This window comes from Kribbella sp. DT2 (assembly GCF_049844575.1).
In the GTDB taxonomy this organism is placed as follows: Bacteria; Actinomycetota; Actinomycetes; order Propionibacteriales; family Kribbellaceae; genus Kribbella.
In genome coordinates this window covers 1,655,883-1,681,791 of record NZ_JBNCLH010000001.1, presented here as the reverse complement: position 1 = coordinate 1,681,791, position 25,909 = coordinate 1,655,883, and the positions used below count along the sequence as shown (strand labels likewise).

27 protein-coding genes and 3 tRNA genes are annotated in these 25,909 nt (G+C 68.9%); 11 read left to right on the top strand and 19 right to left on the bottom strand.

All coding sequences use genetic code 11. From position 1 onward, the window contains the following. The first annotated feature begins 1 nt into the window (after position 1). On the top strand, positions 2-205 hold the full coding sequence (locus ACLQ2O_RS08030; RefSeq protein WP_425828771.1) for a hypothetical protein: 204 nt from the start codon (positions 2-4) through the stop codon (positions 203-205). 70 nt (positions 206-275) lie between these two features. On the opposite strand, the gene rplA is transcribed toward ACLQ2O_RS08030, so the two are convergent. From rplA to ACLQ2O_RS08005, 5 genes are all read right to left on the bottom strand, one after another. Next, positions 276-995, bottom strand: a complete 720-nt coding sequence (gene rplA, locus ACLQ2O_RS08025; protein WP_425828769.1) for a 50S ribosomal protein L1 — start codon at positions 993-995, stop codon at positions 276-278. 117 nt (positions 996-1,112) lie between these two features. Then, positions 1,113-1,547 carry a 50S ribosomal protein L11 gene (rplK, locus tag ACLQ2O_RS08020; RefSeq protein WP_425828767.1) on the bottom strand — a complete coding sequence of 145 codons (435 nt, stop codon included), beginning with the start codon at positions 1,545-1,547 and terminating at the stop codon, positions 1,113-1,115. Positions 1,548-1,556: 9 nt separating this feature from the next. Next, a complete protein-coding gene (nusG, locus tag ACLQ2O_RS08015) occupies positions 1,557-2,414 on the bottom strand; it encodes a transcription termination/antitermination protein NusG (RefSeq protein WP_425829099.1) in 858 nt (285 codons plus the stop codon). Between the two features lie 383 nt (positions 2,415-2,797). Beyond that, positions 2,798-3,040, bottom strand: a complete 243-nt coding sequence (gene secE / locus ACLQ2O_RS08010; protein ID WP_145802759.1) for a preprotein translocase subunit SecE — start codon at positions 3,038-3,040, stop codon at positions 2,798-2,800. 55 nt (positions 3,041-3,095) lie between these two features. Beyond that, a tRNA-Trp gene (locus ACLQ2O_RS08005) sits at positions 3,096-3,168 on the bottom strand. A gap of 279 nt (positions 3,169-3,447) precedes the next feature. Here ACLQ2O_RS08005 and ACLQ2O_RS08000 point away from each other — a divergent pair. The 4 genes from ACLQ2O_RS08000 (at position 3,448) to ACLQ2O_RS07985 (ending at position 7,642) form a co-directional block, all read left to right on the top strand. Beyond that, positions 3,448-4,641, top strand: a complete 1,194-nt coding sequence (locus ACLQ2O_RS08000) for a pyridoxal phosphate-dependent aminotransferase (protein ID WP_425828765.1) — start codon at positions 3,448-3,450, stop codon at positions 4,639-4,641. A 104-nt stretch (positions 4,642-4,745) separates the two neighbouring features. Next, on the top strand, positions 4,746-5,801 hold the full coding sequence (locus tag ACLQ2O_RS07995) for an adenosine deaminase (RefSeq protein ID WP_425828763.1): 1,056 nt from the start codon (positions 4,746-4,748) through the stop codon (positions 5,799-5,801). Then, the gene (locus ACLQ2O_RS07990) at positions 5,801-6,259 is read left to right on the top strand and encodes a histidine phosphatase family protein (protein WP_425828761.1); all 459 of its coding nucleotides are present in this window, start codon (positions 5,801-5,803) and stop codon (positions 6,257-6,259) included. Before ACLQ2O_RS07995 ends, ACLQ2O_RS07990 begins: the two co-directional genes overlap by 1 nt. A 9-nt stretch (positions 6,260-6,268) precedes the next feature. Then, positions 6,269-7,642: a TrpB-like pyridoxal phosphate-dependent enzyme gene (locus ACLQ2O_RS07985; RefSeq protein WP_425828759.1), complete on the top strand. Its 1,374-nt coding sequence runs from the start codon at positions 6,269-6,271 to the stop codon at positions 7,640-7,642. A 3-nt stretch (positions 7,643-7,645) separates the two neighbouring features. Here ACLQ2O_RS07985 and ACLQ2O_RS07980 read toward each other — a convergent pair whose 3' ends face one another. Next, on the bottom strand, positions 7,646-8,155 hold the full coding sequence (locus ACLQ2O_RS07980) for a hypothetical protein (protein ID WP_425828757.1): 510 nt from the start codon (positions 8,153-8,155) through the stop codon (positions 7,646-7,648). Positions 8,156-8,189: 34 nt separating this feature from the next. Between ACLQ2O_RS07980 and ACLQ2O_RS07975 the strand changes: the two genes are divergently transcribed. Together ACLQ2O_RS07975 and ACLQ2O_RS07970 are read left to right on the top strand one after the other, a co-directional pair. Beyond that, entirely contained in the window at positions 8,190-8,639 is a 450-nt protein-coding gene (locus ACLQ2O_RS07975) for a hypothetical protein (RefSeq protein ID WP_425828755.1), read from the top strand. Positions 8,640-9,894: 1,255 nt separating this feature from the next. Continuing rightward, positions 9,895-11,223 carry a hypothetical protein gene (locus ACLQ2O_RS07970; RefSeq protein WP_425828753.1) on the top strand — a complete coding sequence of 443 codons (1,329 nt, stop codon included), beginning with the start codon at positions 9,895-9,897 and terminating at the stop codon, positions 11,221-11,223. Between the two features lie 590 nt (positions 11,224-11,813). Here the strand turns inward: ACLQ2O_RS07970 and ACLQ2O_RS07965 are convergent. From ACLQ2O_RS07965 to ACLQ2O_RS07940, 6 genes are read right to left on the bottom strand one after another with little or no spacing between them, the layout of a single operon-like run. Then, positions 11,814-14,027: an FAD-dependent oxidoreductase gene (locus tag ACLQ2O_RS07965; protein WP_425828751.1), complete on the bottom strand. Its 2,214-nt coding sequence runs from the start codon at positions 14,025-14,027 to the stop codon at positions 11,814-11,816. A gap of 11 nt (positions 14,028-14,038) precedes the next feature. Beyond that, on the bottom strand, positions 14,039-14,926 hold the full coding sequence (locus tag ACLQ2O_RS07960) for a MurR/RpiR family transcriptional regulator (protein WP_425828749.1): 888 nt from the start codon (positions 14,924-14,926) through the stop codon (positions 14,039-14,041). A gap of 10 nt (positions 14,927-14,936) precedes the next feature. Beyond that, entirely contained in the window at positions 14,937-16,310 is a 1,374-nt protein-coding gene (locus ACLQ2O_RS07955; RefSeq protein ID WP_425828747.1) for a hypothetical protein, read from the bottom strand. Positions 16,311-16,324: 14 nt separating this feature from the next. Further along, positions 16,325-17,140 carry a carbohydrate ABC transporter permease gene (locus ACLQ2O_RS07950; protein WP_425828745.1) on the bottom strand — a complete coding sequence of 272 codons (816 nt, stop codon included), beginning with the start codon at positions 17,138-17,140 and terminating at the stop codon, positions 16,325-16,327. Further along, a complete protein-coding gene (locus tag ACLQ2O_RS07945; protein ID WP_425828743.1) occupies positions 17,133-18,062 on the bottom strand; it encodes a carbohydrate ABC transporter permease in 930 nt (309 codons plus the stop codon). The genes ACLQ2O_RS07950 and ACLQ2O_RS07945 overlap by 8 nt, the downstream gene beginning before the upstream one ends. Continuing rightward, positions 18,062-19,354 (bottom strand): ABC transporter substrate-binding protein, encoded by a 1,293-nt coding sequence (locus ACLQ2O_RS07940; protein WP_425828741.1) that lies wholly within the window; start codon positions 19,352-19,354, stop codon positions 18,062-18,064. Before ACLQ2O_RS07940 ends, ACLQ2O_RS07945 begins: the two co-directional genes overlap by 1 nt. A 406-nt stretch (positions 19,355-19,760) precedes the next feature. On the opposite strand from ACLQ2O_RS07940, the gene ACLQ2O_RS07935 reads away from it, so the two are divergent. The 3 genes from ACLQ2O_RS07935 to ACLQ2O_RS07925 are packed head-to-tail and all read left to right on the top strand — an operon-like array spanning position 19,761 to position 21,317. Continuing rightward, the gene (locus ACLQ2O_RS07935; protein WP_425828739.1) at positions 19,761-20,117 is read left to right on the top strand and encodes a helix-turn-helix domain-containing protein; all 357 of its coding nucleotides are present in this window, start codon (positions 19,761-19,763) and stop codon (positions 20,115-20,117) included. Continuing rightward, positions 20,114-20,914: a hypothetical protein gene (locus ACLQ2O_RS07930; protein WP_425828737.1), complete on the top strand. Its 801-nt coding sequence runs from the start codon at positions 20,114-20,116 to the stop codon at positions 20,912-20,914. The genes ACLQ2O_RS07935 and ACLQ2O_RS07930 overlap by 4 nt, the downstream gene beginning before the upstream one ends. Positions 20,915-20,930: 16 nt before the next feature. After that, a complete protein-coding gene (locus ACLQ2O_RS07925; protein WP_425828736.1) occupies positions 20,931-21,317 on the top strand; it encodes a pyridoxamine 5'-phosphate oxidase family protein in 387 nt (128 codons plus the stop codon). 345 nt (positions 21,318-21,662) lie between these two features. Here the strand turns inward: ACLQ2O_RS07925 and ACLQ2O_RS07920 are convergent, their stop codons facing one another. The 4 genes from ACLQ2O_RS07920 to ACLQ2O_RS07905 all read right to left on the bottom strand — a co-directional run bounded on the left by ACLQ2O_RS07920 (position 21,663) and on the right by ACLQ2O_RS07905 (position 24,556). Continuing rightward, positions 21,663-22,532, bottom strand: a complete 870-nt coding sequence (locus tag ACLQ2O_RS07920; RefSeq protein WP_425828734.1) for a type IV toxin-antitoxin system AbiEi family antitoxin domain-containing protein — start codon at positions 22,530-22,532, stop codon at positions 21,663-21,665. Between the two features lie 163 nt (positions 22,533-22,695). Then, positions 22,696-23,733, bottom strand: a complete 1,038-nt coding sequence (locus tag ACLQ2O_RS07915; RefSeq protein WP_425828732.1) for a UDP-N-acetylmuramate dehydrogenase — start codon at positions 23,731-23,733, stop codon at positions 22,696-22,698. Next, on the bottom strand, positions 23,730-24,137 hold the full coding sequence (locus ACLQ2O_RS07910) for a MaoC/PaaZ C-terminal domain-containing protein (RefSeq protein ID WP_425828730.1): 408 nt from the start codon (positions 24,135-24,137) through the stop codon (positions 23,730-23,732). The genes ACLQ2O_RS07915 and ACLQ2O_RS07910 overlap by 4 nt, the downstream gene beginning before the upstream one ends. Further along, positions 24,134-24,556 carry an FAS1-like dehydratase domain-containing protein gene (locus tag ACLQ2O_RS07905; RefSeq protein ID WP_425828728.1) on the bottom strand — a complete coding sequence of 141 codons (423 nt, stop codon included), beginning with the start codon at positions 24,554-24,556 and terminating at the stop codon, positions 24,134-24,136. The genes ACLQ2O_RS07910 and ACLQ2O_RS07905 overlap by 4 nt, the downstream gene beginning before the upstream one ends. A gap of 91 nt (positions 24,557-24,647) precedes the next feature. Between ACLQ2O_RS07905 and ACLQ2O_RS07900 the strand changes: the two genes are divergently transcribed. Next, positions 24,648-25,394, top strand: coding sequence for a (2Fe-2S)-binding protein (locus ACLQ2O_RS07900; RefSeq protein WP_425828726.1), 747 nt, complete (start codon positions 24,648-24,650; stop codon positions 25,392-25,394). 61 nt (positions 25,395-25,455) lie between these two features. On the opposite strand, the gene rpmG is transcribed toward ACLQ2O_RS07900, so the two are convergent. From rpmG to ACLQ2O_RS07885, 3 genes are all read right to left on the bottom strand, one after another. Continuing rightward, entirely contained in the window at positions 25,456-25,623 is a 168-nt protein-coding gene (gene rpmG / locus ACLQ2O_RS07895; protein WP_012923742.1) for a 50S ribosomal protein L33, read from the bottom strand. Between the two features lie 65 nt (positions 25,624-25,688). Beyond that, positions 25,689-25,762, bottom strand: a tRNA-Met gene (locus ACLQ2O_RS07890). A gap of 50 nt (positions 25,763-25,812) precedes the next feature. Next, positions 25,813-25,885 (bottom strand) — tRNA-Thr (locus ACLQ2O_RS07885). Positions 25,886-25,909 lie beyond the last annotated feature (24 nt).

The following is a 25,909-nucleotide window of genomic DNA, read 5'->3' as shown; positions in this document are numbered from 1 at the left end:
CATGGCGCCGCGTCAGGCTGCGGCGCTCAACATCACCGCGGTGAGAGCCCGGGTCGTCCTCGACGGGACCGAGTACCTGGTCGCCCGGACCGAGCCGGCCAAGGCTGCCGCCGGAGCGCCGGGCAGCATCGTCGCGTCGCACTCCGACGGCTTCACCGTCCGGACCGCCGATGGGACGCTCCGCCTGGTCGCCGCTCAAGCCTGAGCGTCTGGGGACGGCGAAAGGCCCCGGTCAACCGACCAGGGCCTTTCGGGTGCTACTGGTGAGCCGAAGCTCAGGCGTCGTCCTCGCCCAGCATGTTGCGGGTGATGCTGGGGTCCACCTGGACGCCCGGACCCATCGTGGTCGAGATGACGGTCTTGCGGATGTAGCGGCCCTTGGAGCTGGAGGGCTTCAGCCGGAGAATCTCCTCCAGCGCGGCGCTGTAGTTCTCCACCAGTTGGGCCTCGTCGAACGAGCCCTTGCCGATGATGAAGTGCAGGTTCGCGTGCCGGTCGACCCGGAACTCGATCTTGCCGCCCTTGATCTCGGTGACAGCCTTCGTCACGTCCGGGGTGACCGTTCCGGTCTTCGGGTTCGGCATCAGACCACGCGGTCCGAGCACGCGGCCCAGGCGGCCGACCTTGCCCATCAGGTCGGGGGTGGCGACGACGGCGTCGAAGTCGAGCCAACCGTCGGTGACCTTCTTGATCAGGTCGTCGTCGCCGACGAAGTCGGCGCCGGCGGCCTTGGCGGCCTCGGCCTTCTCACCGGTGGCGAAGACGAGGACCCGTGCCGTCTTGCCGGTGCCGTGCGGAAGGTTGACGGTGCCGCGCACCATCTGGTCGGCCTTGCGGGGGTCGACCCCGAGGCGCATCGCGACGTCGAGCGTCGAGTTGAACTTCTTGCTGCCGGCCGCTTCCTTGGCGAGCTTGATCGCCTCGAGCGGGGTGTAGAGGTGATCGAAGTCGATCTTGTCCGCGATGGTGCGGTAAGACTTGCTGCGCTGTGCCATTTCTGGGTTCTCCTGTTTGCGAACGGTTGCTCGATCGTTCGCGGTTGTGGTCTTCACGGGCGAGCTTTCTGTTCGCCCTTCCACACCAACTGGTTCACCGGGGTGAACCGGGGTGCATTACTTCTTGTCGACGGTGACGCCCATCGAGCGGGCGGTGCCCTCGATGATCTTCATCGCGGCGTCGATGTCGCGGGCGTTCAGGTCCGGCATCTTGGTGGTGGCGATCTCGCGGACCTGGTCCTTGGTGATCTTGCCGACCTTCTCCTTGTGCGGGACCGGCGAGCCCTTCTGCAGGCCTGCCGCCTTCTTGATCATCTCCGGCGCCGGCGGCGTCTTGGTGACGAAGGTGAAGGACCGGTCTTCGTAGATCGTGATCTCGACCGGTACGACGTTGCCACGCATGGACTCTGTCTGGGCGTTGTACGCCTTGCAGAACTCCATGATGTTGACGCCGTGCGGACCGAGAGCGGTACCGACCGGCGGTGCCGGCGTCGCGGCACCGGCTTGCAGCTGCACCTTGACCAGGGCAGCGATCTTCTTCTTGGGAGGCATTTCGGGTCCTTAGACTTTCTGGATCTGGCTGAAGCTGAGTTCCACCGGGGTTTCCCGGCCGAAGATCTCCACCAGCGCCTTGATCCGCTGGGCGTCGGCATTGATCTCCGTGATCGTGGCGTGCAGGGTCGCGAACGGCCCGTCGACGACCATGACCGAGTCGCCCACACCGAAGTCGGCGACCTCGACCTTCTTCTTGGCCGCGGTCTTGGTGGGTGCGGCACCGGTCTCGGCAGCCGCCGCCTCGGCCGCCGCCACGACGGCCGGAGCGAGCATCTTCTCGACCTCTTCGAGGCTGAGCGGTACGGGCTTCTGGCTGTTGCCGACGAAGCCGGTCACCGACGGTGTGTGCCGCACGGTCGACCAGGACTCGTCGGTCAGGTCCATCCGGACCAGCACGTAGCCGGGGAGCACGGTGCGCTTGACCATCCGGCGCTGCCCGTTCTTGATCTCGGCGACCTCTTCGGTCGGCACGACGATCTCGAAGATGTAGTCCTCCATGTTCAGGGAGGTGATCCGGTTCTCCAGGTTGGACTTGACCCGGTTCTCCATCCCCGAGTACGTGTGCACCACGTACCAGTCGCCGATCTGCGAGCGCAGTGTGGCGCGCAGCTCCTCCAGCGGGTCGCCCGGCTCCTCCGGCTCGGCCTCTTCCTCGGCCTCGTCGTCGGTGTCGGCGTCGTCCGCGGCGGCAGCCGGTACGGCGGCCTCGGCGTCGTCGTCGTCATCATCGTCGTCGGAGTCGTCACCGGCGGAGAAGACGACCTCGTCGTCCTCGACCTGCTCGGTGGTGTCGTCCGGCGCGGTCTCGGCGGTCTCGGTGGCGAGCTCGTCGGTCGCGTCGTCGACGTCGGCGGCGGTGACCACCTCGGCGTCCTCGGCGTCGTCGGCCGCGGCCACGATCACCACCGGCTCGTCGTCGGAGTCGTCCTCGTCGGCGTCACCGGTCTCGGCGTCGTCGTCGGCGGCGTACTCGGCCTCCGCCTTGTCGTTGACCTCGGCGAACGGATCGTCGTCGTCATCGGCGATCACGACATCGTCGTCATCGTCGTCGTCGAGGTCCAGGTCGAGATCCAGCTCGACGTCGTCATCGGCGTCGGCGTCAGCGGACAAGTCGATGTTGTCCTCGTAGTCGAGGACCTCGTCGTCACGCTCGGACACGTTGTACTCCGTCATCTCTGCATCGGGTGTTGTCTGTGGCGGTCAGCTCTGAGGACCGCGCGGCCGGTGGATCGCTACGGCGGAGGCGGTCAGCCGAAGATCTTGAACATCGCCCAGCCGAAGGCGAGGTCGAGCACCGACACGATCGCGATGACGAACACCACGAAGGTCAGCACGACCACGAAGTAGGTGGAGAGCTGCTTGCGCGTCGGCCAGACGACCTTGCGGAGCTCGGCGACCACCTGGCGGTAGAAACGCAGCAGCCGGTTGCCCGACTTGCCTTCCGCAGGCTTGCCGGCGCCGGACGGTGCCGGGGTGCGCGTCTCCGTCACGACCTACCTCTTTCGCTAGCGGCGGCCTGACCGGCCCTGCGCCGGTCAGGAGTTGCAGGGCACGAGGGACTTGAACCCCCAACCTTCGGTTTTGGAGACCGATGCTCTGCCAGTTGAGCTAGTGCCCTCTGCAATCTCTCCCGGACGCCGCTGACCTGATCTCGGGCATGCCGGATCAGGGCCATCTACGCCCGGACTAGAAGAGTGTACGGGGTCGAAGCCACCTGGTCGAACTGAGGCCTACCCGCCACGACCCCACCGGGCGCCGTACCGCGAGCAGAACCTTACAGCCTTCACCGGGTACAAACGCCACCCACCCCACGATGGTTCCCGGTCCCCGGCAGCTCTCGGTGTCACCAACCGATACCGAGATGTCACCGGCGCACCGGTGGTGCCAGGATGGGGTCATGGCTTCCCGCATCTCTGCACGGATTGGTGCAATCTCCGAGTCGGCCACGCTGGCGGTCGACGCCAAGGCGAAGGCGCTCAAGGCGGCCGGTCGCCCGGTGATCGGCTTCGGCGCCGGCGAACCGGACTTCCCGACGCCCGACTACATCGTCGAGGCGGCCGTCGCGGCCGCCCGCGATCCGAAGAACCACCGCTACAGCCCGGCCGGTGGTCTGCCCGAGCTCAAGCAGGCGATCGTCGAGAAGACCAAGCGGGACTCCGGCTACGAGATCGAGGCGGCCCAGGTCCTGGTGACCAACGGCGGCAAGCACGCGGTCTACAACACCTTCGCGACGCTGCTCGACCCGGGCGACGAGGTGCTGCTGCCGGCGCCGTACTGGACGACGTACCCGGAGACCATCCAGCTGGCCGGGGGCGTCCCGGTCGAGGTGCTGGCCGACGAGAGCCAGAACTACCTGGTCACCGTCGAGCAGCTGGAGGCGGCCCGGACCGAGAAGACCAAGGCGCTGCTGTTCTGCTCCCCGTCGAACCCGACCGGCGCGGTGGACACCCCCGAGGCGATCGAGGCGATCGGCCGCTGGGCGCTCGAGCACGGCATCTGGGTGATCACCGACGAGATCTACGAGCACCTGACCTACGGCGACACGAAGTTCACCTCGCTGCCGGTCGCCGTCCCGGAGCTCGCCGACCGGACCGTCGTGCTGAACGGCGTCGCCAAGACGTACGCGATGACCGGCTGGCGGGTCGGCTGGATGATCGGCCCGAAGGACGTCATCAAGGCCGCGACCAACCTGCAGTCGCATCAGACCTCGAACGTGAACAACGTCGCCCAGCGCGCCGCGATCGCCGCGCTGACCGGCGACCTGTCGGCCGTCGACGAGATGAAGACCGCCTTCGACCGGCGCCGCAAGCTGATGGTGTCGATGCTGAACGAGATCCCCGGCGTCGAGTGCCCCGAACCGACCGGCGCGTTCTACGCCTACCCGTCGGTCAAGGGCGTCCTCGGCAAGGAGATCGCCGGCAAGACCCCCACCACCTCGGCGGAGCTGGCCGAGATCATCCTCGACGAGGCCGAGGTCGCCGTAGTCCCCGGCGAGGCCTTCGGCGCCCCCGGCTACCTGCGCCTGTCCTACGCCCTCGGCGACAACGACCTCACCGAAGGCGTCTCCCGAATCGCCAAGCTCCTCAGCTGACATTCGCGCGTACGACGGCCCGCCGGAGAGCTTCCGGCGGGCCGTCGCCGTTTGCGGGACCGCCCGGTTTCCCGGTTTCCGCAAGGTGTCGGTAACCTTCTGTGATGGCGCCACGCGACCTTCGGCTGCTGCCGAAAACCCATCTGCATCTGCACTTCTCCGGGTCGATGCGTCACCTCACCCTGGTCGAGCTGGCCGACAAGCACGGCGTCCGCCTCCCCGACGCCCTTCGCACCGACTGGCCGCCGGACCTTTCGGCGGCCGACGAGCGCGGCTGGTTCCGCTTCCAGCGGCTGTACGACATCGCCCGCTCGGTGCTCAGGACCGAGGACGACGTACGCCGTCTGGTCCGCGAGGCCGCCGAGGACGACGCCGCGGACGGCTCCCGCTGGCTGGAGATCCAGGTCGACCCCTCCGGCTACGCGAACCGCTTCCACGGCATCACCGAGTTCACCGACCTGGTCCTGGACGCCGCCCGCGACGCGGCCGCCACGACCGGCATCGACGTCCAGGTCGTGATCGCCGCCAACCGCACCCGTCACCCCCTCGACGCCCGCACCCTGGCCCGCCTGGCTTCCCAGTACGTCGGCCGAGGCGTCGTCGGCTTCGGCCTCTCCAACGACGAACGCCGCGGCACCACGTCCGAGTTCGCCCCCGCGTTCCGCATCGCCCGCAACGCCGGCCTGCTCGCGGCACCCCACGGCGGCGAGCTCTGTGGCCCGTCCACCGTCCGCACCTGCCTGGACGAACTAGGCGCCGGCCGCATCGGCCACGGCGTCCGCTCGATCGAGGACCCCGACCTCCTGAAGCGCATAGTCGACGCCCAGGTAGCCCTGGAGGTCTGCCCCGCCTCCAACGTCTCCCTCGGCGTCTACCAACGCCCCGAAGACGTCCCCCTCCGCCAGCTCTACGAAGCCGGCGCCCGCATCGCCCTAGGCGCCGACGACCCCCTCCTCTTCGGCTCCCGCCTGGCCGAGCAGTACGAAACAGCCCGCACCATCCACAACTTCACAGACCTCGAACTGGCCGACCTGGCCCGAGGCTCAGTCCTGGCCTCCACAGCCCCGGCCGACATCCAGAAGGCCCTACTGACCGACATCGACAACTGGCTCGGCACAGACGCGCCCTCCCCGGCCACAGCACCTGCCACGACGTACTAGTGCTCTTCGACACCGTCTACCTCGCCCGTCACGGCCAAACTGAGTGGAACGTCACCGGCCGCAGACAAGGCCGACTGGACTCCCCTCTGACCCCGCTCGGCATCGATCAGGCAAGCCGCAACGCGGTTCTCCTCAGCACCCGCCAGATCGACGCCGTTTTCACCAGCCCCCTCGCCCGCGCCCGCCGCACGGCCCAGATCATCGCTGACGGCTTGGGCTTACCGGTCGCGGTGCTCGTCGCCGGCACCGGATCGCGCCGCCCGCTGCTCGTGTCGCACGAGATGATCGGGCGAATGCCGGCCAAGCAGCTCGCCGGACTGACCCCTGCCGAAGCACTGGTGCGCGACCAGCCCTCTGACGTCGTCTACGTGATGGTTGCCGACGGCGCGATCGACATCCTGAAGAGTGCCGGACAAGTGCCGGTTCGGTTCATTGCCGAGGAGCCCACGCAGCTCTAACTTTGCTGCATGACGACGCCGACGAAGATCCTGTTGCCCGAGGACGAGATGCCGACCCGGTGGTACAACGTGCTGCACGATCTGCCGACACCTCCGCCGGCGGTGCTGCATCCGGGGACCGGGCAGCCGATCGGGCCCGAGGACCTCGCGCCGTTGTTCCCGATGGACCTGATCCTGCAGGAGGTCTCGCAGGACCAGTACGTCGACATCCCTGGTGAGGTCCTCGACGTCTACCGCCTCTGGCGACCCAGCCCGCTGTACCGCGCGCACCGCCTGGAGAAGGCACTCGACACCCCGGCACGGATCTACTACAAGTACGAAGGCGTCTCCCCCGCCGGCTCCCACAAACCGAACACGGCCGTCCCCCAGGCGTACTACAACGCCAAGGCCGGGATCCGGAAGCTGACCACCGAGACCGGCGCCGGGCAGTGGGGCACCGCGCTCGCCTTCGCCTGCGCGCAGTTCGGGCTGGAGTGCGAGGTCTGGCAGGTGCGGGCGTCGTACGACCAGAAGCCGTACCGGCGGGCGATGATGAAGGTGTTCGGCGCGACCGTGCACCCGAGCCCGTCCGACCTGACCGAGGCCGGCCGCAAGATCCTCGCCGAGGACCCGGCGTCGACCGGTTCGCTCGGAATCGCGATCAGCGAGGCCGTCGAGATGGCGGTGCAGGACGAGTCTGTGCACTACGCGCTCGGCTCGGTGCTCAACCACGTGCTGATGCACCAGACGATCATCGGCGAGGAAGCGCTGATGCAGCTCGCGATGGTCGGTGAGACCCCGGACGTGATCGTCGGTTGCACCGGCGGCGGCTCGAACTTCGGCGGCCTGGCGTTCCCGTTCCTGCGGGAGAAGTGGGCCGGCCGGCAGTCCCCGGTGATCCGTGCGGTCGAGCCCCAGGCCTGCCCGACGCTGACCCAGGGCACCTATGCGTACGACTTCGGCGACACCCTCGGGATGACGCCGCTGATGAAGATGCACACCCTCGGGCACGACTTCGTCCCGGACCCGATCCATGCCGGCGGCCTGCGGTACCACGGGATGAGCCCGCTGATCAGCCACCTGTACGAGACCGGCGAGATCGAGGCGATCGCCAAGCCGCAGTCGGAGTGCTTCGCGGCCGGCGTCCTGTTCGCCCGGACCGAGGGCATCGTGCCGGCGCCCGAGCCGACGCACGCGCTCGCCGCCGCGATCGACGAAGCCCAACGCTGCAAGGAGTCCGGCGAGGAGAAGGTCATCCTCACCGCCCTCTGCGGCCACGGGCACCTGGACCTGGCGGCGTACGACTCCTACCTGTCCGGCGAAATCACCGACCGCGCCTGGGACGACGCCGACCTCCAGGCCTCGGTCGCCGCCGCCCTCGAAAAGCTCCCCGCCGTCAACTGACGCTCAACGGCCGCGCTTCCACCAGGGCTTCGGCTGCTTCGGAAGCGCGGTCAACCAGCTCTCCGGAATCTCCCATCGCTTCGCCTCCAACGTCGCGAAGTACTGCTCCTTGAGAGAGTCCGGCAACCAGTACGTCGCCCGATGGTGATCCACCACCTCGAAGTACGTCGTATGACGCCCCCGGCTCCACACCGTCGCGGCCGACGAGCAGTAAGCCAGCCGCGTGTAGTCCCACCGAGCCTGATCGTCGTCCACCGCGAACCGCCGCTCGTGCACGGTGAACGGCCCCCACTTCACCACCGGCCAGCCCGCCGATTCCTCGATCAGCCCCTGCACCAGCGCCCGATCGTCAGTCATCTCGTCCGGCAACAGCAACCGCCGAGGATCCAGCACCGCCTCGACCCCCCAGGCCCCCGCCACCTGCAAGAAGGTCTCCAGCAGAGCGAACCCGATCTCCGCCCGCCCGAACCCACCCAACTCAGCCCTCAGCGTCGTGATCGCTTCCTCCGGCACGTTGCCCAGCTTATCGGGCGGGTACCGCGTCCCCATGAGCGATGATCCCCAAGAATCCCCGCGCCCAAGACCGCCAGGAGTCGACGACCAGACCGTCCAGGCCGTCGGCCGCCTCACCCACGCCCTGGAAACGGTCAACCGAGCCCGCGGCTACCTCTACGGCTTCCACGAACTCACCGGCCGCGCCGACAACGAACTCGACGAGGTCCTCCAACTCTTCCGCGAGGCGGGCCACGAGGAGTTCGCCGCCCAACTAGAACGCGACCTCCTGGGCCGCAACGTCATCGAAGACCGCTGGACCTTCCAAATTGTCGACGACTACGACACCGGCTACTACGCCCTCTTCACCGCCCTCGAACAACAAGCCCGAGACACCTTCTGCGAAGGCGTCCGCCACCTCCGAGAAGCCGAAATGAAACGCGACCGCCGAACCCCAGGCAACCCAAACCACACCCTGAAACCCGACGACGACCATCCCAAGTAGCCCACCCCCACGCTTCACGGCATCCGAGATTCCACGGCAGACCGAGGACCACCCTCAACAGCCGCGAGCCCGTCCTCGCCGCCATGATCCGCGCCCGCCACAAGCTCCACGAGGCAAGCCGATCCCCTGCCCCCAGCGGATGACCACTTGCCTGCTCGGGTAACCCCCCGCCCCACCCCAGCCGACCTACCCCGGCCCGGCGACCGCCTGCCCGCCGTACCGTCGCCGCCCGGGCAAATCACCGGCGCAGCCGCAGTACAACCCACGCTGTCCCGTGCGCCGGCACGGCGAGCCATGTGCGGTCCTGACGGTCGCTGGCGCTGCTGCCGGGTTGCCGACGGCCGCCGCCGCCCGCCTGCGGCCGCCGGCACGCTGGGCCTGCGTACGACGCAGTGATGGCCCGCGGGTAGTGCCGAGCCGGCTGACAACCGGCGCGCTTGGTGTGCCGCTGCAGCGCTGGCCAACACGAGTGGTATCACCGCTGGATCCCTCGCCGTGCACGGCGGGCGACCAGCTACTCGTTGGCGCCGGTCCTCTTGGCCGAGGCGTCCGGACGTGCCCGGTGCTGTTGGCCAAGGCGTCCGGTGGCGTGGGCGTGGCTACGGACGGTGGGTGCTCGGGGACTTGCGGGGCAGGTGCGCGACTGTCGGCATCGGGCCGGTCAGCCTCCGTGGGGCAGATCGCGAAGCATCCCCCGCGTGCCAAGGGCCCAGATCGCGGCGCTGCCCCGGCCGCGTCAAGAGGCTTTCGCCGTGGGATCGCCGGAGACCTCGGCGTACGGCGGTGGCCGGCCGCTCTGGAAGGCGGAGCGGGCACCCACCGACCGGCTGCTACCGGCCCGCTCTGGAAGGGATTGGCGCCACACCCGCCGACCGTCTGCTGACCGGCCTGCTGTGGAAGGGTCCGGCAGGGCACCCGCCGGCTGCCTGCTGACCGGCCTGCTGTGGAGGGCCTGGCAGGGCACCTGCCGACCGGCCTGCCGTGGAACGGCTTGGCGGGGCACCCGCCGACCGGCTGCTTCTAGGGACGATCCCACCACGGGAAGCGTCACAGGGCTTCGCCGTACCGGCGCTGGCCGGTTGCTGCTGGTGCGCTTGGTCGAGGGCCCCGGGACGGCTGGTGAACGCCTTGCGGGCGGGGGGTTGGGGCATCGTGGGGCAGATGGGCGGGGCAGGTCGGGGCATCGTGGGGCAGTTCGTCCACAGGGGTGGTTTTTGTGGTCACCGAGCGTGTTCGCGCTCCTACAGTTGCGGGCATGTCGGAGGTGAACGGATTGTTGCGGGACGCCCGTGAGCGGACGCCGTCGCGGCGCGCGCCGGGTGAGCACATGTCCAGGGGCGAGCTCGCGGAGGCGGTCTGCGGATGGTTGTGGGAGACGACCGGGATCGAGTACGACCTGGACGGGCACTACATCGCGAAGCTCGAGCGTGGTGTGGTCCGCTGGCCCGGTGCGGCGTACCGGGCCGGGCTGCGCCAGGTCCTCACCGTTGCTACGGACAACGAGCTCGGGTTCTCGCCGGGGAGCCGTCCAGGGCTGGGTGAGCTCGACACGAGCATCTCGTCGATGGTCGGTCTGGACGACGAGATGGTGCGGACGGCCGACGAGTCGGTCTCGATCCTGCCGCTCGCGGAGACCTCGAACGTCGGCGACCTGACCGTCGAGCAACTGCAGGCCGACATCGAACGGGTCTGCCGGCAGTACCTGCGCGTGCCGACCAAAGACCTGTTCCTGCGCACCCGCGCGATCCGCGACCGTGCGTTCGAGCTGCTCGCCGGACGCCAGTCACCGGCGCAGACCCGCGACCTCTACACCGCGGCCGGTTGGGCGCTCACCATCCTCGGCTGGATGTCGGTCGACCTCGGCCGCCCCGACCTCGCCGAGAACCACACCCGTACGGCGTGGGCCTGCGCCGACGCCGCCGACCACGGTGACCTCCGCGCCTGGGTGCGCGCGACCCAGCACACCGCCGCGTTCTGGCAGGACGACTTCACCCGCGCCGCAGAGTACGCCGAGGCCGGGCTGCGGCACGCCGTCGGCTCGTCCAAGCTCTTCCTGTCCAGCGCCCTCGCGGTCGACCTCGCCCGAGCAGGCCGTACAGACCAAGCCCGTACGGCGCTCGCCGATGCCCAACGTGTGTCCGTACCGCCCGTCGACCAGGAACTCTTCGGTTTCCTCCTGTGCACACCTGCCCGGGCCGAGGGGCTGTGGTCGGACGCCCACCTCGCGCTGGGGCAGGCCCGGGAGACTCTGGCCTGCGCCGAGCACAGCACGTCGCTGTTCGAGCGAGCTCCCGAAGCCAAACGCAACGCCGGCGCCGAGCGCATGGTCCGCCTCCAGCAGGTCAAGGCCCACCTCGAGCTCGGCGAGCTCGACGGCGCCCTCGAAGCCCTCAACGTCGTCCTCGAAACCCCGATCGAGTTCCGCGTCCGCCCACTGATCCACCGCATCGGCGAGATCGGCGCCATGACCCGCACCGACCGCTACACCGGCGAAGCAGTCGCCGCCCAGATCCACGTAGCCACGCGAACCTTCCTCCGCCTCCCCAAACGCCCCAAGCCCGAACCTTTAGCCGAATCCGCCTGATTCCCCGAGCTGGGCCCGGATGGTTGAGCCCGTACGACGAACGAGTGGACGTATGTGCCACACCAATCGCGTACGAAGTGCCGGCATCTGCTCCCCTCCCCTTCCGCCCAGGTCCAGCGCCACCGTCGCAGTAAGACGCAAACGAACTGGTCCCGACGGTGACCGAGCAGCCTGAACGCTGCGGCGCCCACCATCGACGGCTCCCGGCGGTTTGCCCGGTCGAGCCAGTCCCGACCGCATTCAGCTCGGACGATCCGATCCGCGCCCCGGTCGAGGGTCCACCCGCGGGCGACCTGTCCAGCAGAACCCTCAGAAGCAGTCAGCGACGCGGCGGCACCCGATGCTGAGTGCCCACGAGCAGTTCGACGGCGAGGCCCGCGCGAGCGACGGACGAGCCGAGAACCGGCCCTCCAGTTGCTGGGAGGCCAGCTCGCGTGCGGTGCAGAGCGGCGCGGCGCGGCGGGGCGAGTGCGGAGCAAGGCGGGTGCGGCGGCGGACGGGCTGCTGTTGTCGCCCGACTGGGCCCAGTCGGGCCCTGGCCTCCCTAGCGGACGGAGGCCAGGGCGCTCGGGTGGGCGCAGCCGGGCAGGCTAGTACGCGCGGATGGAGACCACGTGGGCTCTTGGGGAGCCGTTGGTGGTGGGGGTGGTTAGGCGGAGGGCGGAGACGCGGGTGGGAGTAGAGAGGGCGTGGCGGTGGAGGCGGTGGTGGTTGGACGTGATGGTGGTCAGGGGGCGCCATTCGCCGTTGGGGGTGCGGGTTTCGAGGGTGTAGGTGTGGAGGAGCGTCGGGAGCACCTCGTACGGCGTGCGGTGGTGGTGGAGGTTGATGAGGTCTTCCTCCACGTTGTCGTCCAGGACGACTACTACCTCGGTGACCTCGACCGGTGACGGCCAGGTGAGGGTGATCGCCGGTGCGGAGTCCCAGGCGAGGTCTTCGGAGGACCAGAGGTTGGGGCCGCCGTACGGGCGGGAGTAGCCGCCGATGACCTTCGACGGGGAGTAGGCGTCGGAGTCGCCGGCGCGGTAGCAGAGGCCGGCGCGCGGGAGGATGTGTTTCCAGGAGCGGAACTGTTCGGTGTACTGCTCGTCGGGGGCGGGGTCCCGGTGCGAGAAGCAGAGGGTGCCGGGGAGAGCCGTGGCCGCGGTGTGGACGGCGACCGACGGATTGCGCTTCAGGACCACGACCGCATTGCCGGGCGCTGAGGGGTGCCAGGAGAGAGGGACCGAGACCCAGCGCTTCTCGCCGGCGGGCACAGGGACCTCGCAGGAAGAGAGCAGAGCCAGGGGCAGGTAGTTCTGCGGCTTCAGGGGGTCGTGGAGTTCAACAACCAGAGTGGTGTCCTCGGCGGCGTCGAGGAGGAACTCCAGGCCGCCCAGAGAAGGATCGACGGGGAGGACCATCGCCAGGTCCTCGTCGAGAGCAAACGAGCCGTCGGAGACTTCCACGGCCAGGCGGCGCAGGGTGGACGAGGCCGAAGCGGTCGCCGTCAGAACGAGGTTGGCAGGGTCGGCGTCGGCGACGCCGAGGACGGACGCGTCGGCGCGGTGCAGGGCGTTGCGGACCAGATCGAAATGCTCAACAGCTAACGACCGCGGCGTCAGGTCGTTGCCAAGAGCAACAGCAGCAGCAACTCCGACAGCCTCGCCGAGGACCGCGCAGGTGGCCATCACGCGCGTCGTACCGAAGGCTACGTGGCTCGCGGAGATGTTGCGGCCGGCCATCCACAGGTTCCGCACGTTGCGCGAGTACAGCGAGCGCAGCGGGATGTGGTAGTTCCCGTCGGGATGCCAGTGCTTCGACCCGCGCTCGGTCGCGTACATCCCACCGGGCGGGTGCAGATCGATCGACCATCCGCCAAAGGCCACCCGGTCGTCGAAGAGACGCTGCTCCAGTACGTCGTGCTGCGTGAGCACGTGGTCGCCGACGAACCGCCGGTACTCCCGCTTCCCCGGCACCGCCCCGATCCACTCCAGCGTCAGATTGTCGGCCTCAAAACGGCCCGAGTTCTTGATGTGGTCCCAGATCCCGTACACCGCCGCCTGCAGCTCGTCCCGGATCGCCTCGTTGTCGTCGACGACGTCGAGCGACCCGCCCCACTCGATCCACCAGTACGCACACCCGTAGGCATCGGTCCGGATGATCCGCCGTTCCGGGATCGACGTCTCGGTGATGTCGCGCGCGAACGACGGCGGCACGAACCGCACCGGCTCGCCCGCGTCCTTGGTGTAGAAGAGGATCGTGCTGCCGAGCGTGTTGTCGTCGGGCACCTCCGGCGCCCACGACTCGTCGTACGCCGACCGCGGCTCGCGCCCGGTGCGGAACTCGGCACCGGCCAGGAACCCGATCAGCCCGTCGCCGGAGCAGTCGGCGTACGCCGGGCTGTGGAAGGTGATCTCCTTCTCCGAGCCCATCTGCCAGCCGGTCACCGAGCGGATCTCACCGTCGGCGGCGTCGAGCGTCCTGACGTCGGTGTTGAGAAACAACCGGATGTTCGGCTCGGCCCGAACGGCCTCGAGCACGACGAGGTCCCAGTAGTACGGGTTGCCCTGCGGGTTGCGGTACTGGTTCTCGACGAACAGCTCGCCCATGATCCCGGTCTCGCGCGCGAAGTGCTGGACGCCGTGCGCGGTCGCGCCGCAGACCCAGACGCGCACCTCGCTGGAGGAGTTGCCGCCGAGCACCGGGCGGTTCTGCACGAGTGCGACCGTACGGCCCTGCCGGGCGGCGGCGATCGCGGCACAGACTCCGGCAAGACCTCCACCGACGACGGTCAGATCGGTACGAACGTCGAGCTGCTGCATGCAGGAACCTCTCAGGTGTCGGGGTGTACGACGGGCTGACCCGGCCCGTTCGGGTGGTTGGCGGTGAGGTGGTCGGGCACGCGCTGCGCGACCAGGACGAACAGCAGCCCGGCGGTCAACGTGTCGCTGGCGCGCCCGGCGAAGAACTCGGTCCAGGTGCCGCCGACCGGCGTACCGGTGTCGAAGGTGACGTCGGCGATCTCACCGACCGGCGAGGAGACCACGCCGGTGATCGCGACCGACAGCGCACCCTGGGCGGTCACGCGGCGTACGAAATCGAGCGTCGTCCCATCGGTCCCTGACCGGGTCACGACGAGCCCGACATCACCGGGCCCGAGCAGCCCGCCGGCGATCTGCGCCGACTGGGGGCCGTCGAAGAACCAGACCGGGATGCCGATCCGCAGCAACCGGATGTACAGCTCGCGGGCCGGGATCGCGTCGCCCCACTCGCCGTAGATGTGCGTACGACGGGCGCCCGCGATCGCGTCCGCGACCCGGGTCGCGGCGTTCAGGTCGATCGACGAGAGCGCGTTGCGCAACGCGTTCGCCTGCGTCGAGGCGAGCACGTTGAGCACCTGCTCGGGCGGGTCCGCCGGGCCGATCGCCAGCCCGATGTCACTGGCCCAGCCGGCCTCCATGCCGCGCCCGATCTCCATCGCGAGCGCGGCCCGAAGCGCCGGGTACCCGGCGAACCCGAGGTGCGTGGACAGCCGTGTCACCGTCGCGGCCGAGGTCTGCGCGGCCTCGGCCAGCTTGGTGATCGACCCGCGCGCGACGTCGTCCGGGTTCGCCAGCAGCTGCTCGGCGACCCGCAGCATCGCGCCGTTCAGGTCGGGCAGCGCGCGTTTCGCCAGCTGCAGCGGGCTCGGGGTTCCAGCTCTGTCCACGTCGTTTCCCATCCAGCGATCATCACGTATAGACGAACTGGGCACTCGCGATCCCGTCGGTGTCGCTGACGACGCGGACCCAGTGCGCGCTGAACCCCGGCGGGAACACGTGCGTGTGCACGGCTCCCGGCTCGACCGTGAACGAGGACGACGCCCCGAACCGCCCGTGCCCGTGGAAGTCGATCTCCAGCGTCACGGTCATCGTCGACGTCCCCAGGTTCTCCAGGTGCAGGCACTTGTTGTCGAACCCGGTCATCAGGTACGGATCCGACGGCACCCCCGCGGAAACCGGCGTCTCCCACCAAGGACCACCCCAACCAGCGGGTTTGCCGAAGTTCCACAGGTCGTCGGTCTTGCCGAACCACAACCCCGACTGCGGTTCCGCCGTCGTCGGGTTCAGCCCATGACTCGGCGACGCGTTGTCAGCCCCCGCGACGAACATCCCGCGCCACGAGCAGAAGTCCCCGAGCACCCACAGGTGCGTCGAGATCGGCCGCACGCCCCAGATCCTGCCGCCGTACGCCCACGGTGACAGCTCGTAGAACATGCCGTGGTGGTCCAGCATCAGCCGCTCGTGCTCGACCTCGCGGATCCGCGGCCACTCGGTCTGCCACTTGTGGTCGAAGGTGTGCGACGCCTTCGGCAGCCGGTACCGGGTCCACTTGCCGTCCGCCTCGGTGAAGACCTCGAGGATCGCCGACGCCTGGTCCCAGCCGGAGGCGAAGATGGTCCCGCCGAACTCGTGCCGCCCGCCGATCGCGGTGAACGGCTTGCGGGCCAGGATCCGCCACTCGCGGCCGTCGTACTCGGCCAGCCGTCCGCGCGCCTGGCGCCCGTCCCAGTCGGCCTCCTCGTACTCGTTGGAGCAGACCACGAGCCGGCCGAAGCTGGTGTAGCAGTCCTTGTAGTGCACCTTCATCTCACCGTCGGTGCCGAGCTCGTCGTTGAGGTCGAAGACCTGCACACACTCGTACGTCGTGAGGTCGAGCTCGAAGGCCTCACCCTCCATCGCCAGCACGTACACGTGCGTGTCGGGCTTGGTCAGGTGCCGCGACGTCCCGCAGACGCGGTGCGGCGTCAGCTCCGGGATCGTGGTGATCTTGTGCTCGCGGTCGATCACGTGCGGGCCGAGCACCAGCTGCGACGTCGGGAAGTGCACGAACCGGTTCGTGTACGTGCCGTCGACACCGAGCGTCTCGGGCACGATCTCCATCGAGAAGTCCGGGTCGATCCGGCGCAGGCTGACCCCTCCCCCGCTGGCCGCCTTGTGCGAGTTGTAGTTCTGGACGTAGAGCTTTCCGTTCCACGGCATCAGCGAGCCGACGCCGAGCTCACTGCGCGGCGGGCCGAAGTCGCCGACCTGCGCGAGGTCCGAAAAGACACCTGAGACGTTCACCAAAGACTCCCTGATCACTTGATTCCGGTATGGGTCATCGCGGCGATGAAGCGGCGTTGCAGCAGGACGAAGACCAGCAGCACCGGCACGATCGAGACCACCGAGGCGGCCATCGTCAGGCCGGGCGCGATCGCACCCTGCTCGTCCACGAAATCCGTCAGCCCGAGCGGCAAGGTGAAGTTCTCCGGGCTGCTGATCAGCACCAGCGGCGTCTCGTAGTCGTTCCAGGACCAGACGAACGCGAGGATGCCGAGCGCGCTGAGCACCGGCGTGGCCAGCGGCAGGTAGATCCGGCGGAAGATCTGCCACTCGTTCGCGCCGTCCATCCGGGCCGCCTCGGCGAACTCGGCCGGCTGGGCGACGAAGAACTGGCGCATCAGGAACGTGCCGAGCACGGTGAACATCCCGGGCAGGATCAGCGCCCACAGCGTGTCGTACAGGCCGAGCTTCTGGAAGTAGATGAACCGCGGCACGAGCAGCAGCTGGGCCGGGATGATCGCGGTCGCCAGGTAGAGCAGGAACAGCTTGTCGCGGCCCTTGAACGTCATCCGGGCGAAGGCGTAGCCGGCCATCGTCGCGGTCAGCAGCTCGCCCGCGACGCGCAGGACGGCGACGAAGACGGACCGTCCGAACGCCGGCAGCACCGAGGTCTCACCGACCAGCACGGTCTTGAAGTTGTCCCACTGGAACGGGTCCGGGATCCACTGCATCGGGATCTTGTACGCGTCGATGTCGGCCTTCAGCGCGGTCGAGATCATCCAGGCGAACGGCGCCAGGAAGGCCAGCGCCAGGATCCACAAGGGAATCCCCCACAGCCACTTCTTACTCATGAAGTGCCCTCCCTCGCTGGGCGCGCCAGGTCAGCAGCGTCAGCACCAGTACGCCGACGAACGTCACCAGGCCGATCGCCGAGGCGTAGCCGAACCGGTAGAACTGGAAGCCGGTCTGGTACATGTAGTACGAGATCGTCGTGGTCGCGTCGCCCGGACCGCCGGCCGTGATCAGCGCGATCAGGCCGAACCCCTGCGACGCCCCGATGATCAGCGTGACCAGCAGGAAGACCGTTGTCGGCAGCAACGACGGCCAGGTGATCGTGCGGAACTTCGCCCACACCCCGGCGCCGTCGATGTCGGCCGCCTCGTACAGCTGCTTCGGTGCGTCCTGCAGCGCGGACAGGTAGATCAGCGAGCAGTACCCGACGCCGCCCCAGACGGCCATCACGATCAGCGCCGGCAGCGCCCAGTGCGACGAGGCGAACCAGCCGGGCTCGAGGCCGAAGACGCCGAGCACCTGGTTGACCAGGCCGGCCTTCGGGTTCATCAGCATCAGCCAGGTCATGCCGATCGCGACCGTGTTGACGATGTACGGCAGGAAGAAGATCGCCCGCAGGATCGCGCGACCGGGCAACGGCCGGTTCAGCGCGATGCCGAGCGCCAGCCCCAGTACGACGGTCAGCGGCACGCTCACCCCGACGTACACGGCGGTCAGGCCGACGGCGTTCCAGAAGCCGGGGTCCTTGGCGATGGCGACGAAGTTGTCCAGGCCGGCGAAGCTGATGCCGCCGAAGCCGGAGACCAGGTTCCAGTCGGTGAAGGCCAGCAGGATCACGCTGATCAGCGGGATCAGCGTGAACGCGATCACCCCGAGCAGGTTGGGGGCGATGAACAGGAAGCCGATCCAGCCGCGCGGCTTGATCCCGGGCTGCTTCTCGGTGCGGACCGCGGGCGCCGCGGCGACAGTGGCCGTGGTCATCACGAGCTCCTCTCGGTACGGGCGATCGCGGCGTCGGCGAGGCGCCGGACGTCACGGATCGCGGGGCCGGGGTCCTTCTCGCCGAGCCAGCACAGGTCGCGCTGCTGTCCGTGGGCGAGGCTGATCTCGGGGAAGCCGGCCAGCCGGGTGTCGGTGGCCAGCTTCGGCTCGGCGCCGAGCACGACCCGGCGGAACGAGTCGACGTCGAAGTACTTGTCCGGCTCCTTGCCGAGCACGCCGGTGATCATCTGGTCGTCGGTGACGTTGCCGAGCGTGGGCAGCTTGCCGCCGGCCAGCATCGGGCCGGAGCCCTGCGTCAGCCAGAACTTCACGAACTCCCAGGCCGCGTCGGCCTTCGGGGACTTCGGGTTGACCATCACGAAGTTGTTGTACGAGCCGCCGTTCCAGTCACCACCGTCGACGGTGGGCGGCGGCGCGAAGGCGACCTTGAAGTCGTGCGGGTACAACTTGGCGTCGTACAGGTAGCGCAGGTTGAACGGCGCGGTCGACCACAGATGGAACTCCTGGGTCAGGAACGAGTTCTGCTGGTAGGCGTCGAGGTGGCGGGCGAGCACCTCGCGCCAGGGGAAGGCGGTTCCGTCGGCGATCATCTCGCGGCCGAGCGCGAACGCCTGCTCGAAGTGCGGGTCGCCGAAGTTCGAGCGGTCGCCGTCGTACCAGTAGTTCGGTCCGAGCTTGATCCGCGGGACGTCGGGGATCGTGTAGCAGCCGAAGGTCCGCGCGGTGGTCAGCTTCTTGGCCGTCGCGCGGTAGTCCTCGATCGTCCACGCGTGCGGGAGCTCGACGCCGGCCTGCTCGCGGAGCTTCTCGTTGAACAGCACGAAGTACGGCTCCCGCGCGGTCGCCAGCGCCTTGATCCGGCCGTTGTCGAGAAACGCGCGCGGCTGGTCGGTGTCCAGGAACACCTTCAGCTCGGGGTCGGCCCGTACCCGCTCGGTCAGGTCCGCCGCCAGTCCGGACCCGGCTCTGAGCGCGAGGTTCTCCTGCGCGTAGGTGAAGTACACGTCGATGTCGATCCCGCCCTGCAGGGCGGTGTCGAGCTTCAGGTTGCCGCGGTCGTCGTTGACGAACCGCGTGTAGTTCACCTTGTACTGCGGGAACTTCGCCTGGAACGCGTCCACCACCTTCTGCGGCCCGGAGGCCGCCGGCACGCCACCCCAGACCTGCAGCACGCTCGACTTGGACCCACCACCCGGCGAACACCCCGCCGCGGCGGCCGCCACCGCACCCACTCCAGCGAGAAACCCACGCCGGGACAACTCGTTCCGCATCCTCACACCAACCCCTCACCGTGGTTGTTGCAAGACATTATCCAGATCAGCGCGTCTTGCCAACCCTCGATGCAAATCTTTTTCAGACTACGCTCTGTAGTTGCATAGCGCAACGGCTCTATCAATTCTTGGCAAATACCGGCGACGCGTCAGAACTCTGCAAAGAATTCATCGCCACCGGCCACCCCCGCGGCCGCCGGCAAATATTTGATCAGACCGGTATCCCTTTGTGGGGTTGGGCTTTCGAGCGGCTCTCGCATCGGAAGATTCACTGCGAAATGCATGTACCGGCCAGTTCGAACTCGCACCAAAGAAACTTCACCGGCGCGCCTGACGGACACTAGTTTCGTCCCTGGCAGCATTCCCCGGACAGCACGGTCCGTGACTGGAAGGAACACCGCAGGTCATGCCTCGAGTCGAGAACGAACTGGTGTGTGACGACGGCTCACCGTTGAAGGCCTTCGCCGCAGGGCTTCGGCGGCGGCGCGCCGCGACCGGACGGACCTACCGCGAACTGGCGGCCGGCGCGCACTACTCCCACACCAACCTGGTGCGCGCCGCGAGCGGTCGCACGCTGCCTACGTGGGAGCTGGCCAGTGCCTACCTGGTCGCATGCGGCGCCTCCGAGCGGGAGCTGTCCGGCTGGTACGACGTGTGGACCGCGATCGACGCGCTCCCGCGGACCCGCCGGCACTACGCCCCCGCCGAGGTCGCCGTCGTCCTCGCGCGGATCAACGCGCTGAGCGGCGGTGTCCACGCATGACGGTCAAGTGGGAGGACCGCAGAGGGCAGCGGCCGCGGACCCTGGTGGCACCGCACGACAGCGAACTGCCACCGGAGATCCCCGCCGGCGAGTACTGCATCCCCTCGCTCAGTTTCAGTCTGGCCGAGCTCAGCAGACTGTTCCGGTTCCTGGAGGACGGCACCTACCTGCCGGCCACGGCGCCCAGCGGAGGGAGCGTCTTCCATGGAGTCGAGATCGTCTGGCGCGGCGGAGGCCAGACGACCTGTGCCGCCCACGACCTGCTGGGCGTGCAGCGGCCGGCGGACATGTCGACGGTCGAGGGCCGAGCCCTGTACGCCGACGGCAGCAGTCTCACCTTCCTGTTCCGCCCAGGGCGGCGCGGCCGGCGGTGCACGGGACGGATCCAGTGGAGCGGTACCGGCGAGGCACGGGAGCGGGCCGAGGCCTGGGACACGTACGCCCGGGAGCTCTGCCGCGGGCACCGCGGGTTCACCACCGCCGTCGCCGACAAGCCCTGGGCCGCGGCCCTCGCGATCGCCGTCCCCACGGCGGTGGTCGCGCTCGTCGTCGCGTACGTCGTACGGGCTGTCAGCATGTCCCCCGACCACGACTCGCTGGCCTGGATCATGCTGCCGCTGCCCGTCGGCGCGGTCGCGGGCGGGCTGTGGCTTGCCCTCAGCAACCGACTCATCCTGGACGGCCGCCTGGTGCGGTCCCGCCCCTCCCCCGACTGGCCCGCCGTCGGCACGCTCGCCAGTATCGTCGGCGTCGCCCTGTCCAGCGCGATCGCACTGTTGGCTATCATCGTCGGCTGACTTCTGAGGAGACCCAATGCAGACAACACCTGAGATCGAGGCCACGCTCGCCAAGCCGCTGCACGCGGTGGTCGGGTTCAACAGGCCGGGGCGACCGCCGCAGCTGAGCATCGTGTGGTTCGAGTGGGACGGTACGACGTTCCGGCTGTCCACGCTGCGGACCCGGCTGAAGTACCGGCTGTTCAGCGAGGACCCGCAGCTGTCGCTCATCGTCAACGACCCGGAGTCGCTCACGTACGTCGTCGCAACCGGCGTGGCGCACGAGGAGGAAGACGGTCACGCGGAGCTGTCGGCGCGGCTGTTCGCGCGATACCTGCCCGGCCAGGACCCCGGTGACCGGCCGGTCGACCCCGATCGGGTCGTGCTCGCGCTGACGCCCGAGCGCATCACCTCGGGCGCCTAGCACTGACCCCGTTCGGCGGCGGAACCTCGCTGAATTCCGAGGCGAGCCCGGCGGATCGTTGAGAGAGTCCCAGGAGGAGGTGGGACATGCAGACGAGTGCTAGTGCGACGACCGGACAGAGCGGGGCCGAGCCGGCGGGGCTGGGGTTTGCTGTCGTTGCTGCGCCCACCTCGGGTGGGTCGGGGCCGTTTGCCAAGGCGTTGATCGGTGTGGGGGTGTCGCCGCAGCAGGCGGCGTGGCTGCGGTTGCTGGGGGCTGCGGTGCTGCTGGTCCCGCTGGCGTTGGTTCTGCGCGGCACGGCCGGCGTACGCAGTGCTCGGCGGCCCTGGGTCCTGGTCGGCGCCTTCATCGCCCAGTCGTCGATCGAGGCCGTGTCATCGCGCGACGGATCGTCGCGACCACCCAGCCAGGATCACCGAGGACCTGTTCGTAGGTGATCCGCAGCACCAGCCACCCGGCGGCCACCAACTCGTCGTACCGCCTGCAGTCGGCGGCGAAGTCACGGCGTGATCCGTGGAACTCGAAGCCGTCAGCCTCCAGCGCGATCTGCGCATGCCGATGCCCGAGATCCACGCGCGCGCGGAAGGCCCCGGCCGTCACCAACACCTGCGGCTCGAACCCGTCGATCTCCTCCGTGATCAGGAGCGCCCGGAGCATCGACTCGAGGAAGCTGCCGGACAGCGCGGTGGCCGAGGCGGCGACACGATGTGCCTTCGGGCAGCCGGGGCCGCGCAAGGAAGTGGCGGCCGTGAGGAGCTCCTCTGCTCCCAGGGTTCCGCCGGCGAGCGCGGCGTCTGCGACAGCCAGGCCTTCCGAGTAGGGGAGGACGCGGGCGCAGTCGAGCACAGTCCGGGGCAAGGAAGTAGTCCTTGCCCGGCGCTCGTCAGCCGAGGTCGGCGCCCAGTGCAGGACAGCCGGCGGACCAGGCCGCGGGCGTCGCTTCGGCGGGAGCATGATGTGAGGCTTCGGCGGAGTTGCCAGCAGCGGGAGATTCCAGGCGGCCGCAGCGCTGACGTGCGAGAGGACTCCGTCGTAGGCCAGTGCGGTGAGCATGTCGGCCGAGTAGCCGGGCAGGACGTAAACGCCGCGGGCAAGGCGCGCGACCTCCCCTCGATCCAGCGCTCTCGCCACAGTCTTCCGCGAGGTCACCGCGATCAGATCGGCCGCGGTTGCCCAGCCGCCCAAGCGGAGCAGCGCCTCGCCAGCAGATTCCATCCAGGGAATGGTGCCGAATCTGCCGGTCCCGTGCGCTGCGTTGTCCACAAGGTACCGAGCGACAGGATGTCTGCCCGCCAGCCGGATCTCGCAGGCGGGTGGTAGCAGCCCGGAGCGGCCGAACTGGAGACACTTCCTGTCGGTCGGTACCGAATCCCAGCGGTCAGAGCGAGCAGTTCACCAGAACCGGCTCGTTCACGAGCGTGATGCTGAAGGCGTGCTGGACCTGGGCCCGCACGTGGGCGGCCAGGGCCAGGAGCTCCTTCGCCGTCGCGTTGCCCTGGTTGGTGAGGGCCAAGGTGTGCTTCGAGGAGACCGCGGCGTTGCCGATCGCGAAGCCCTTGGAGATGCCGGCGTGCTCGATCAGCCAGGCGGCGCTGGTCTTGACGCGGCCGTCGGGCTGAGGCCACTGCGGCGCACCAGCCGGTACGTCGGCAGTGGCGTCGAGCAGCGGGTTCGTGAAGAACGACCCCGCGCTCCACGTGTCGTGGTCCTCGGCGTCGAGGACCATGCCCTTGCTGCCGCGCAGACCGAGCACGGCCTCGCGGACCGCCGTCATGGGGGCGCGCGCACCGGGCTCCACGTCGAGGACGCGGGCGAGCTCGGCGTACTCGATCGGGGCGGACAGGTTGCCGAGCTTCAGCTGGAAGGCGACCTCCAGCACGACGTACCGGCTGGGGTCGGCCTTGAAGCGGGAGGTGCGGTAGGCGAAGCCGCAGTCGGCGGCGAAGATCGTGCGGAGCTCGTTGTCGACGCGGTCCCAGACGCGGACCGACGCGATCGACTCCGACACCTCGTGGCCGTACGCGCCGACGTTCTGGACCGGCGTCGACCCGGTCAGGCCCGGGATGCCGGACATCGACTCCAGGCCGACCCACTCCTCGGCGATCGCGCGCTGGACGACGGCGTCCCAGTCCTCGCCGGCCTGCAGGTGGATCATCGCGCCGGAGCACGCGTCGGCGTCGACCTTGACGCCCTTGGTCGCGATCTTCACGACCGTGCCGCGGAAGCCCTCGTCGCCGATCACCACGTTGCTGCCACCGCTGAGCAGCAGGACCGGCTCCTTGGCCGCGTCCGCCGTCCGGACGGCGTCGACCAGCTCGGCCTCCGTCGTCACCTCGACCAGCTTGTCGGCCGGTCCACCGATCCGCAGCGTGGTCAGGTCGGCCAGCCGCAGGTCCGTCGTCTGCTGGGTGTTCACCGGACGCGCACGACCGCTCGCGCCCGGCCGAGGACTTTCTCCTCGCCGGCGAGCGCGGTGATGTCGATCTCGGCGAGACCGTCGGCGACCTTGTCGACCTTTGCCGAGAACGTCACGGTGGCGCCCTTGTCGTCATCCGGTACGACGATCGGCTTGGTGAAGCGGACGCCGTACTCGACCAGGTCGGTCGGGTCCTCCAGCCAGTCGGTCACGACCCGCGCGGCCGAGGCCATCGTCAGCATGCCGTGCGCGATCACGCCGGGCAGGCCGAGCGCGGCCGCCATCCGGTCGCTCCAGTGGATCGGGTTGAAGTCGCCGCCGGCGCCGGCGTACCGGATCAGGTCCTCGCGCCGGAAGGTGACGGTCAGCGCCGGCAGCTCGAAACCTGCTTCAACGGCATTCATGAGTCCGCCCGGTTGTGCGTGACGGTGGCGGTCGAGGTGACGAGCTGCTCGCCGTCGCCGCTGGTCAGGACGGTCTCGTACATGATCACCTCGACGTCACCTGCCTTGCGCACGGTGGTGATGGTCGCCGTGGCGCCCACCTCGTCACCGGCCTTGATCGGGCGGACGTAGTTGAACTTCTGCGCGCCGTGCACGGTCCGGTCCAGCCGCAGCCCGAGGTCGGGGTCGGCCAGCAGCAGGTCGAGGGCGGGCGCGCTCAGCACGAACGCGAACGTCGGCGGTGCCACCGCGTCGTCACCGGCGTACGCCGGGTTGGTGTCACCGATGGCGGCGGCGAACTCCTGGATCTTCTCCCGGCCGACCTGGTAGGTCTCGGCGGCCGTGTAGCTCCGGCCGACCATCGTGGCGTCGATCGTCATGTCCAGTAACCCTACTGGCAGTATGGGCGAGCGGGTGCCGCCACCCACTCCGCGAAGATCACTGGGGATCTGACGCAGGAAGGGCACGACTGTGACGGCAGTGGCGGCGTTGAGCCGGTACGCACCTCGTTACGCGCTCCGGATCGGAGTGCCGAGCGGGTCGGAGTGGTTGCGGGTCGACCACGTTCTCGAGCCGGACGGCCCTGAGCTGACCGAGCTGCTGAAGCGCGACCACGACGCCAGCGGGCACACGTCCGCCCACGCGAACGCGCTCAGCCTGATGTCGTTCTACGCCGGCCGCGCGCCCGCGACGGCGCTGCTGCTGTGGGCGCTGGAGGGCCGGGTGCTCGACATCCGGCCGGAGAACCTCTGGGTCCGGCCGCACGACGGCCACGGCCTGGCCGAGGTCGCCATCCGTTCCGCGACCTTCCTCCCGGGCGGCCTGCAGACCCTGTACGACGTGGTGCTGACGCAGCACCTGCTCCCGCTCTCGGCCGAGCTGCACCGCCGGACGCGAGCCGGGCTGCGGCAGCTGTACGGCGGGGTCGCCGCGGGCTGTGCGATGGGGTTCTGCGCGGCGACGCGCGAGGAGGAGACGGTGTCGCCCGGGTTCCTGCTGGAGCGGTGGCAGACGTTCGTCGCGAAGGCGCCGGGTGGGCTGGCCAGGCTCGGGGAGGTCACCGAGGCCGGCGGGAAGCTCGTCTACCTGCGGAACACGTGCTGTCTGTACTACACGAGCGACAAGGGCGCGGACACGGTGTGCGGCTCGTGCTGCCTGACGCCGCGGGCGGACCGGCTGGCGGCGTACGAAGCCGGGCGCCCGATCATCACCGTTTGAGGGCACAGCGAAGGGGCCGCTCTGGTGTCCAGAGCGGCCCCGACGCGAAGTCTGCTGAAGGTCAGCGGGTCTCGCGGTGGTCGGTGTGGTCGTTGCAACGAGCGCAGTACTTCTTCATCTCCAGGCGGTCCGGGTCGTTGCGCCGGTTCTTCTTGGTGATGTAGTTGCGCTCTTTGCAGACGGTGCACGCCAGCGTGATCTTCGGGCGGATGTCCGTTGACTTGGCCACTGCTGCCTCTTCTTCTCAGGAGCGCGTCCCGGTCGGGCCGCGCTCACACATTGCCGTTTGGTGGGTAGCGGGGGCGGGAGTCGAACCCGCGACACCACGATTATGAGCCGTGTGCTCTAACCACCTGAGCTACCCCGCCAGAGAGTCCGTCACCCCACCCGGCGAACCGGGTGGTGCAGCGTTTCTCAGAGCCCCTTTACGGAATCGAACCGTAGACCTTCTCCTTACCATGGAGACGCTCTGCCGACTGAGCTAAAGGGGCGGGCCGAGGAGAGAGATTACACGG